The 9,645-nt window shown below is 71.1% G+C and carries 9 protein-coding genes and 1 pseudogene; 5 read left to right on the top strand and 5 right to left on the bottom strand.

Annotation, left to right across the window (positions count from 1 at the left end; all coding sequences use genetic code 11):
* The 5 genes and pseudogenes from Q0C12_RS13800 to Q0C12_RS13780 form a co-directional block, all read left to right on the top strand.
* Window positions 1-528: pseudogene (locus tag Q0C12_RS13800) on the top strand (NrdJb); the annotation flags it as partial.
* 120 nt (window positions 529-648) lie between these two features.
* Window positions 649-1,485 (top strand): hypothetical protein, encoded by an 837-nt coding sequence (locus Q0C12_RS13795; protein ID WP_290891164.1) that lies wholly within the window; start codon window positions 649-651, stop codon window positions 1,483-1,485.
* A gap of 245 nt (window positions 1,486-1,730) precedes the next feature.
* Entirely contained in the window at window positions 1,731-2,012 is a 282-nt protein-coding gene (locus tag Q0C12_RS13790) for a type II toxin-antitoxin system ParD family antitoxin (RefSeq protein WP_290891162.1), read from the top strand.
* A complete protein-coding gene (locus Q0C12_RS13785) occupies window positions 2,009-2,332 on the top strand; it encodes a type II toxin-antitoxin system RelE/ParE family toxin (protein ID WP_290891160.1) in 324 nt (107 codons plus the stop codon). The genes Q0C12_RS13790 and Q0C12_RS13785 overlap by 4 nt, the downstream gene beginning before the upstream one ends.
* Window positions 2,333-2,367: 35 nt before the next feature.
* Window positions 2,368-2,898 (top strand): hypothetical protein, encoded by a 531-nt coding sequence (locus Q0C12_RS13780; RefSeq protein ID WP_290891158.1) that lies wholly within the window; start codon window positions 2,368-2,370, stop codon window positions 2,896-2,898.
* A gap of 50 nt (window positions 2,899-2,948) precedes the next feature.
* Here the strand turns inward: Q0C12_RS13780 and chrA are convergent, their stop codons facing one another.
* The 5 genes from chrA to Q0C12_RS13755 form a co-directional block, all read right to left on the bottom strand.
* A complete protein-coding gene (gene chrA, locus Q0C12_RS13775) occupies window positions 2,949-4,193 on the bottom strand; it encodes a chromate efflux transporter (RefSeq protein WP_290891156.1) in 1,245 nt (414 codons plus the stop codon).
* A 78-nt stretch (window positions 4,194-4,271) separates the two neighbouring features.
* A complete protein-coding gene (locus tag Q0C12_RS13770) occupies window positions 4,272-7,373 on the bottom strand; it encodes an efflux RND transporter permease subunit (protein WP_290891154.1) in 3,102 nt (1,033 codons plus the stop codon).
* 10 nt (window positions 7,374-7,383) lie between these two features.
* Entirely contained in the window at window positions 7,384-8,955 is a 1,572-nt protein-coding gene (locus Q0C12_RS13765) for an efflux RND transporter periplasmic adaptor subunit (protein WP_290891152.1), read from the bottom strand.
* A gap of 52 nt (window positions 8,956-9,007) precedes the next feature.
* Window positions 9,008-9,343, bottom strand: a complete 336-nt coding sequence (locus tag Q0C12_RS13760) for a hypothetical protein (RefSeq protein WP_290891150.1) — start codon at window positions 9,341-9,343, stop codon at window positions 9,008-9,010.
* Window positions 9,344-9,354: 11 nt separating this feature from the next.
* Window positions 9,355-9,645: hypothetical protein (locus Q0C12_RS13755; protein ID WP_290891148.1), on the bottom strand; the 291-nt coding region annotated here is incomplete at its 5' end.

Here is a 9,645-nt window from a genome sequence, read left to right as displayed (position 1 = left end):
CCGTTCGAGGTGTTCATCAACTCCAAGAACATGGACCACTTCCAGTGGATCGTGGCCCTGACCCGCATCATGAGCGCCGTGTTCCGCAAGGGCGGCGACGTCACCTTCCTGGTGGACGAGATGAAGGCGGTGTTCGACCCGCGCGGCGGCTACTTCAAGGCCGGCGGCGTGTACATGCCGTCGATCGTGGCCGAGATTGGCTCGGTGGTCGAAGAACACCTGAAGTCGATCGGCATGATCCTCGACCCCGAGCTCAGCGACGCCCAGCGCCAGCTGATCGCCGACAAGCGCGCCGCCTACGAGGCCCGCGCAAAAAAAAAGTCCAGTGAATCCGGCCTGAGCGGCGCCCCCGCGGGGACCTCCGGCACCGACGGCGCATCGCGCGCCGACGAGGCGGTGCAGGTGACCGGCGAGGGCGCCTCTTTCCCGCCCAGCGCGACCATGTGCTTCAAGTGCAACACCAAGGCCACGGTGATCATGGATGGCTGCGCTACTTGCCTGAATTGCGGCTACAGCAAGTGCGGTTGAGCAGGTAAGTATCACGCTACAGGGGCAGGTCAGCGGGTCGGCCAAGCGGCCGGCCCGTATTGAGTTCGCAAAGCGGCTCCAACACACTCGCGGGGCGTCCCCATCCCCCACGAGGCCCCAATGCTCCGTCCCGCCCTGCTCACCCTGGCGCTTGCCGCCGCCGCCCCCATCGCCCACGCCGGCGAGTGCGAAGACAACTTCAAGAAGTCCGGCAGCCCCTTCACCGGCAATGACTTCTCCAGCGTGGTGGTGGTGCCCGACCAGTCGGTGGCCGATGCCATCGGCCAGATGCGCGGCATCATGATCGGCGAGAAGATGGACGTGATCGCCGAGGACGTGGAGAACGGCACCCTGCTGGTCGAGCAGCGCTCCACCAACACCACGCGCGCCATCCCGACCCTGATCAGCGTGTACGACGAAGGCGGCGCGGCCGCGGTCGAGATGACGGTCAAGACCGAGAAGGGCCAGTTCGCCAAGGCCGAGGCGATCCAAAGCTACATGTGCACGCTGCTGGGCAAGCTGCAGGGCGGCGACGCCGGCCGGCAGGCGGCCGCGAAGGGTGCCGCCACCCAAAACGTCGACGACGTGACCGAGCAGGACGTGTACGTGTTCTCGCGCCGCATCGCCCGCGAGGGCCAGGCCAATGCGGCGGCCGTCTCGGCCCGCCACAACGGCCGCCGCTACGCGCTCAAGGGCAAGGTGACGTCCATCCAGGAGCAGGACGGCGACACCATCGTCGGCTTCGACATCCCCGAGACCAGCGAAGCCTTCATCAAGCTGCCCGGCGACAACGCCCCGCGCACCGGCGTGGCCTGCGTGTTCAAGCCCGAGCAGCGCGCGCTGGCGCTGACCTTCCGCCGCGGCGAGACCGCGCGGTTCGAGGGCCGCTTCGCCGAGTACGACGGCATCCTGCACCAGGTGTGGCTGGACGGCTGCAAGCCGGCGCGGCGGCGCTGAGGCGCAGGCCACAGCGGCCGCGCGGCAACTTCGTACGGCGAATGGCGGTATTCGCTGGCTGATCGCGTGAGGGCGGTCAGCCATTCTCGGCAAGGGCCGGTCACCGGCCCCTGCCCGAGGTCATCAGCGTGCAAGATTCCGCCAAGCATCCATTACCCGCCGCACCCCAGGACGCGCCGTCGACCCGCTAGCGCTTGAACCGGATGGGAGTAGGATTAAATCCTACTAACGCCCGGAGTCCTGCCATGCGTTCGACCCAGCAGTTCAGCATCACCCTACCCAATGAGATGGCCGAAGCCGTGCGCGCCAAGGTGGCGGGTGGCGAGTACGCGACCGAGAGCGAGGTGATCCGCGAGGGGCTGCGGGCACTCCTCGCGCGTGATCGCGCCATCGAGCAATGGCTGCAGTCGGAAGTCGCGGCTACTTACGATGAGCTGGCCAGGTCGCCGTCTTCGGCAGTGTCCGTTGCTGACTTTCGCGCCAGCTTGTCTTCGGCTCGCCGGTCGCGGAAGCCGCGCGACAGGTGACGTTCTCCGTTCGATTCTCGCGCCTGGCCCGCGACCAACTGCTGGCCCTCGACGATTACATCGCGGATGCGTCTTCGCCGGATGTGGCGGCGCGCTTCGTCGACGGGTTGGTGGAGTTCTGCTGCTCGCTGGCGATTTTCCCGGAGCGTGGAACAAGACGGGACGACCTTCGCCCGGGCATCCGGGTCATCCACTTCCATCGACGCACCACCCTGGCCTTCGCCGTCGATCCTGATGCTCGCTCCGTGGTCATCCTTGCCATCTACCAGGCAGGGCGTGATTACGAGAACCTTCTGCGGGCCGATGATTTCCCGGATTGATTTCAGGCGGAATCCTACGCCGGGACTGGGCGGAGATGGATATCCGCACGGTGCCTAAAGCCGGACGCTGGCAGCCATCGGATTTCGATAAGGCTGGAGCGAAACGCATGCAGTGGACCCGCGCCCGGATGGTCGTCGTGTTGGTTGTGATGTGGTTGGCGGTGGCGCTGGCGGCGCGCGCCGATGCCGCGCCGCTCTTCAAGTGCAGCGACCGGGAAGGCCGCGTCAGCTACCAGTCGGCGCCGTGCGCGCCGGGCAGCACGCAGGTGTGGGAGCGCACGCTGGCGTCCGATGCCAAGCTTGCGCCTGCCTCGGGCGCGGAAATTGGTCGGGAGAAGACCGTCCCGGAGGCACCCGGCGTGCAACCGTCACGCGCCGTGGCCAGCCCGCCTCGGCAAGTGCGTGCCGCGCCGCGCGCCAGCGCGCCGCGCAAGTCGGCGTCGCGCGCCTGCCAAAGTGCCAAGGCCGCCGATGCGGCCTATCGCGCGCAGCCGCTGTCGAGGGTGACGCATGATGGTTTGCGGCGGCATGGTGACCGGATCCGCTTGGCTTGTGGTCCCAGGTGAGCGCGATGGCGTCACTCTCGAAGGCGACGCAGGCCGCCGCGGCCGTCCGCCTAGCCGCCGGAGATCCAGCCCCACAGCGCCGCGCCGGCAATCACCGCCGGGATCAGCAGCCGCGCCTTCGAGGCAAACAGCAGACCCAGCACGATGGCGAACAGTGCCCACGCTTCGAAGCTGGTCAGGCTGACGCGCATCAGCGCGATCGTGGTGCCGGCGATCAGGCCGACGACGCCGGCGGTGACGCCTTCGAGGAACTGGCGGGCACGCGGCTGGTGCACCAGGCGCTCCAGCGGTTCGTGCGCCACCAGGGTGAAGGCGAAGGCCGGCAGGAACACGCCCGCCGTCATCGCCACCGCGCCCCAGGGCCCGCCGCCCACGTAGCCGACGAAGGTGGCGAAGATCACCAGCGGCGCCGGCAGCAGGCCCGACAGCGCCAGGCCGTCCAGGAACTGGCCGTTGCTCATCCACGCGCCCTGCGTCACGGCATCGCGCTGCAGGAAGGGAATGACGGTGTAGGCACCGCCGAAGGTGAGCAGGCCGGCCTTGAGGCCCGCCCAGAACAGCAGCCAGGCCGACACCGTGCCCGGGTCCACGGCCGCGCCCGCGACACCCGACAGGCTCAGCGACTCCGCGCCGGCCAGTCCGCCGTAGCGCACGACGCACGCCACCGCGGCGGCCGCGATCATCACGATCACGAGGAGGGCGGTGGCCGACAGGCCCCGTCGCGCCAACAGGTAGGCCACGCCGCCGCCCGCCAGGATCCACCCAAAGTGCAGGCCCGCGAGCTGCGCGAACCCCGCCACGATCGCGATCGCCCACAGCCAGCGATCGGTGACCACATGCCCGCCGATGCGCAGCACCGCGCGCAGCACCAGCGCCGCCACCGCCACCTGCACCGCGGCGAACACGGCCTGCAGTCCTTCGATGCCCAGCCCGTAGCTGACGTAGGCCCACGACAGCGCGAACATCAGCACGAAGCCCGGCAGCATGAAGCCCAGCCCCGCCAGCAGTCCGCCCAGGCGCCCGCGCGCCAGCATGCCGAAGTACACGCACAGCTCGTGCGCCTCGGGGCCGGGCAGCACCTGGTACACCGCCAGCGCACGGTTGAAATGGTCGCTGTCGACCCAGCGCTCCTCGTCCACCAGCGCGTGGCGGATCATCGCGATCTGCACCACCGGCCCGCCCCAGGCCAGCGCGCCGAAGCGCAGGAAGCGCAGGAAGACCTGCAGCAGGGTCTGGTGCGGGATGCGCGCGGAGGCGGCGTCGGCGCTGGCGGCGGGGAACTCGTGGGTCGTCATTCGGATCCGGAGGAACCTGGCCGCGAGGGGCGCGCGGCATCGCAGGTAGGTTACTACCTGCGAATGCCGTTCCCGCGGCTAGTGCGCCGCCGCGCGCTGGCCCCACTCGCCGAAGCGCAGGTACAGCGCTGGCAGCACCAGCATGTTCAGCACGGTGGAGCTCAGAAGGCCGGCCAGGATCACGATGGCCATCGGCGCCTGGATCTCGCTGCCGGGCTGGCCGGCGGACAGCGCCAGCGGCACCAGCGCCAGCGCGGTGGCCAGCGCGGTCATGGCGATCGGCACCAGCCGCTCCTCGGCGCCGCGGCGCACGCGCTCCACGGCGTCGGCCACGCCTTCCTCGCGGGCCAGGTGGTGGATGTGTGCGATCAGCATCACGCCGTTGCGGGTGGCGATGCCGAACAGCGTGATGAAGCCGATGATCGACGCCACCGTCAGGATGCCGCCCGACAGCCACACGCCGGCCACGCCGCCCAGCAGGGCCAGCGGCAGGTTCAGCATCACCAGCAGCGCGTCGCGGGTGCTCGACAGCGCCAGGTAGAGCAGCAGGAAGATACCCACCACCACGCCGCTGCCCAGAAGCAGCAGGGTACGGGAGGCCGCCGCGGTGTTCTCGAACTGGCCGCCGAACTCGACGTGGTAGCCGGGCGGCAGCTCGACGTTGCGCTCGATGCGGGCGCGGGCCTCGTCCACCACGCTGGTCAGGTCGCGGCCGGCCACGTTCGCCATCACCACGATGCGGCGCTGCACGTTCTCGCGGCCGATCTGGTTGGGGCCGCGGTTGCGCTCCACCCGCGCCAGCGCCGCCAGCGGCACGCGCGCGCCCTCGGGTGTGGCCACCTGCAGCGCCTGCAGGGTTTCCACGCTGGCGCGCGCCGCGTCGGGCAGGCGCACCACCAGGTCCACGCTGGCATCGCCCTCAAGCACGCGCGAGACGGTGCTGCCGAAGAAGGCCGTTTCGATCACGTGGCTGGCCTCGCGAACGCCCAGTCCATAGCGGGCCAGCGCTTCGCGGTCGAAGTCGATGGTGACGAAGGGCAGCTCGGCCTGCTGCTCCAGGTTCACGTCCACCGCGCCCGGCACCGCCTTCACCTGGTCCTCGATCTGCTGGCCCAGGCGGCGCAGCTCGTAAAGGTCGCGGCCGAACAGCTTCACCGCGATGTTGGCGCGCGTGCCCGACAGCATGTGGTCGATGCGGTGCGAGATCGGCTGGCCGATCACCACCTGGGCGCCGGCGATGCCGGAGAACTCGCTGCGCAGGTGCGACAGCAATGCCTCCTTGCTGCGCTCGCCCATCGCCAGCGTCACCTCGATCTCGGAGGCGTAGATCTCCTGCGCATGCGGGTCGAGTTCGGCGCGACCGGTGCGCCGGCCGGTGGCCACCACCTCGGGCTGGGCCAGCAGGATCGCCTCCACCCGCCCGGCCAGCGCGTCGGACTGCGACAGTGCGGTGCCGGGCAGGGTCACCACGTTCACGGTCAGGCTGCCTTCGTTGAAATCAGGCAGGAAGGCGCGACCCGCCGAGAACAGCGCGACCAGCGTGAGCACCGTGCCCAGCACCGAGGCCAGGCCGATGCCGCGCCAGCGCGGCAGGCTGGCGTCGAACAGCGGCCGGTAGCCAGCCTTGAACCAGCGCGACAGCCGCGACTCGCCGGCGTCGCGCAGGATCCGCGAGCGCGGCAGCAGCAGGCTGCACAGCACCGGCGTCACCGTCACCGCCACCACCAGCGAGGCCGCCAGCGACACCACGTAGGCGAAGCCCAGCGGCTGCATCAGCCGGCCCTCGACGCCGGAGAGGAAGAAGATCGGCAGGAATACCAGCACGATGATCAGGGTGGCGAACACCACCGAGCCCTGGATCTCGCGGGTGGCGCTGAACACGATCGGCACCAGGCCGCGCTGCTCGCCCGCGGGCAGCAGCGCGTTCTCGCGCAGGCGCCGCACCACGTTCTCGACCACGATGATGGCGTCGTCCACCAGCGCGCCCAGCGCGATCGCCATGCCGCCCAGGGTCATGGTGTTGATGCCGATGCCCGCGGCCTTCATGGCCAGGATCGCCGCCACCAGCGACAGCGGGATCGCCAGCAGCGTGATGCCGGTGGCGCGCGCGCACAGCAGGAAGGCGAACACGATCGCCACCACCAGCACCATGCCCTCGATGATCGCGCGGCCGAGGTTTCCGATGCCGACCTCGATGAAGTCGGACTGGCGGAACAGGTTGGCGCTTACCGTCATGCCTTCGGGCAGGCTGGCCTGGATGTCGGCCAGCACGCGGTCGATCTCGGCGGTCAGCGCCAGGCTGTTGGCGCCGGGCTGCTTCTGGATGCCCACCACCACCGCCGGCTTGCCGTTGAAGGCGGCGGTGCCGCGGGTGGGCGCGGCGCCGATGCGCACCTCGGCCACGTCGCGCACCAGGACCGGCCGGTCGCCGCGCCGGGCCACGAACACCGCGCCGATGTCGTCGGCGCCGCGCACGCGGCCGCGGCCATGGATCAGGAACTCCTGGCCGTTCTCGACGTAGAAGCCGGCCGAGGTGTTCTCGTTGCTGCCGGCCACGGCCGCCATCAGCTGGTCGAGCGTGAGGTCGAAGCTGGACAGCTTCAGCGGGTCGGCGACCACCTGGAACTGGCGCGTCTCGCCGCCGTTGGGGATGACCTCGGCCACGCCCGGTACCGCCAGCAGGCGGCGGCGCAGCACCCAGTCGGCCGTGGTCTTGAGCTCCATCGGCGTGTGCCGGTCGGAGTGCAGGGCGATGAACATGATCTCGCCCATGATCGACGTGATCGGCGCCAGCGTCGGCTCCGGCAGGTCCGGCGGCAACTGGCCGCGCACGTTGGCCAGGCGCTCGGCGACGATCTGCCGCGCCAGGTAGACATCGGTGCCCCAGTCGAACTCGACGGTGACCACGCCGATGCCGATGCTGCTGTTCGAGCGCACGCGGCGCACGCCCGGCGCGCCGTTGAGCGCGGTTTCCAGCGGGAAGGCGATCAGCGTCTCGACTTCCTCCGGCGCCATGCCGTGTGCTTCGGCGACCACGGTGACGGCGGGCGCGGTGAGGTCGGGGAACACGTCCACCGGCATCCGCAGCGCCTCGAACGCGCCCCACAGCAACAGCAGCCCGGCGCCGGCCAGCACGAACAGCCGGTTGCCCAGCGACCACTCGATCAGTTTCGCGATCATTCCGGCGCCCTCAGTGTGCGTGGCCGTGGCCCATGGCCTCGGGGGTGGCGGCCGCCAGGCGGACCTGGATGGCGCCGCGGGCGACCACGCGGTCGCCGGCCGCCAGGCCCTCCACGACTTCGAACCGATCGCCGTCGCGCAGGCCCAGCCGTACCGGCACGCGCGAGAACGACTCACCGCCGCGCATCACGTACACCACGCGCTGGCCACCGTCGTCGATCACCGCCGCCGCCGGCACGCTCAGGCCCGGCCGGGTGCGGCCGGTGAACAGGCGCGCCTGCACCGACTGGTTCAAGGCGATGCGGGCGTCCGGCGCGGTCATCGCGAACACCACCGGCAGGCTGCGGCTGACCGGATCGATCACGCTGCCAACGCCGACCAGGCGGCCGTTCTCGCCCGCGCGGATTTCCACCGGGGCGTCGAGACCGGGCAGCTCGAAGGCGGCGCCATCGGGCTGCTGCAGGCGCGCGGCATCGGCTTCCGATACGTGCGCCTCGAGCCAGAGCTCGCGGCGATCAACGACGTGGAAGAGCACGTCGCCTTCCTCCACCGCCGCGCCGTTGGCCACCGGGACGCGCGCCAGCGTGCCGTCCAGCGGCGCCTTCAGGGCGATGCCGCCGCCGCTGCCACCGAGCTGCGACAGGCGCTGCTGCGCGGCCTGCAGCCGCGCCTGCGCGACCTGGTCGGCGGCGCGGGCTTCGTCCAGGCGCCGCTGCGACACGGCCTCCTGCTCGTGCAGGCGCGCCATGCGCTCGGCGTCGCTGCGAGCCAGGGCGGCATCGCTGCGTGCCGCGGCCAGCTCGGACTGCAGCGCGGCGACATCGGTGCCGGTGCCCAGGCGCGGCACCAGCAGCGCCAGCGTCTGGCCGCGCACCACGGCCTCGCCCAGCGCCGGGAAGCGGCCGTTGGCGCGGACCACGCCCGCGCTGGGTGCGACGATTTCCGCCGAGCCATCGGCCGAGGCGCGAAGGGTCGCGGGGGCGCTGACCGACTCGCGCAGCTCGCGCGGCTGCACGGTCTCCAGCGCGAAGTCGGTGGTCCACTGCTGCTCCTTCAGGAAGCCGATCTCGCCCTCGATCGCGCCGGGGGCAGGGCCGGCGTCGCGCGCGGCTTCGGTGTCGGCGTACACCATCACTTCGCCCAGCTCGTGGCGGGATTCGAGGCCGGGCGCGGCGAGCACCAGCGCCAGCGTGCGGCGCCCGGTGGCGCGCGGCACCACGGTGGGCGCGAAGATGCCCGGCGCGCGCGGCGCGCTGACGCGGAAGCGTTCGGTGGGGGCATCGCCGCCGGACAGCACCACGTCCACCGTGCCTTCGGTGACGGGCCGGTAGTCGGCGAGGCGGGTGAAGTGCGCGGCGAAGGTGGATTTGCCGCCGGCCACCAGCGGGCTGAACTCGACGAACAGCTCGGCCTGCGGCGTGAAATGGGTATAGACCTGCGCCTCGGGGGCGCCGCCTCCGCCGGTTCGCTCCGCGGGTCCGCAGGCGGCCAGTGAGAAGGCCAGCACTAGGGCGGCCAGCAGGTGGCGGTGGCGGGGAAGGTTCGGCGAAGTCGGGAAGCGGCGCATGGCGGTGTCCAGCATCAGTCGTTGGAGTTCCCGCCCCGGGGTGCCGGGGCGGGAGCGAAAGCCAGGGTCAGTGGCTGTGGTCGGTGTCGTCGCCGTGTTCGTGGGCGTCTTCCTCGGCGTGCTCGTCGCCTTCGGCGTGACTGCCGTCGGCCTCGTGCGCGTGGTCGTCGCCCTCGACGTGGCTGCCGTCGGCGTTGTGGGCGTGGTCCTCTTCCGAAGGCGCTTCCGGCGCGATCGCGATCGGGGCTTCGTCGCCGTAGACGGCTTCGGTCTGGGTGGCGGCATCGGCGGCGGGGGCGGCCTCGGCGGCCGGCGCGGCCGGGGCGGCATCGGCCGCGGGTTCGCTGCCGCAGGCGGCGAGCAGGCAGGCGGCAAGGGCGAGGGTGAGGTGGCGGTGGTTCATCGTGGTTTCCTTCAGCGGAGTGGATCGGTGGCGGGGTGGGACAGCGGGGACAGCAGCTGCAGTTCAAGCACGGCGTCGAGCGCGCGCGCGTGCTGGTCGAGCGCCTGCTGCAGCACGTCGGTTTCGGCGGCGTGCGCATCGAGCAGACCGACCAGGTCGAGTTCGCCCTCGGCGAAGCTGGCGCGCGCCACGGCAGTGAGGCGCGTGGCTTCGGGCACGGTGGTCTCGAGCAGCCGCCGCGCGGACGCCGAGAGGCGCTCGGCCGAGTCGCGCGCGGCGGCGCGGCGGCCGCGCGTGGCCAG

The organism is Arenimonas sp. (assembly GCF_022842045.1).
Lineage (GTDB): Bacteria > Pseudomonadota > Gammaproteobacteria > Xanthomonadales > Xanthomonadaceae > Arenimonas.
The sequence above is the reverse complement of the archived record's forward strand: the minus strand, read 5'-3'. Positions and strand labels throughout refer to the sequence as shown.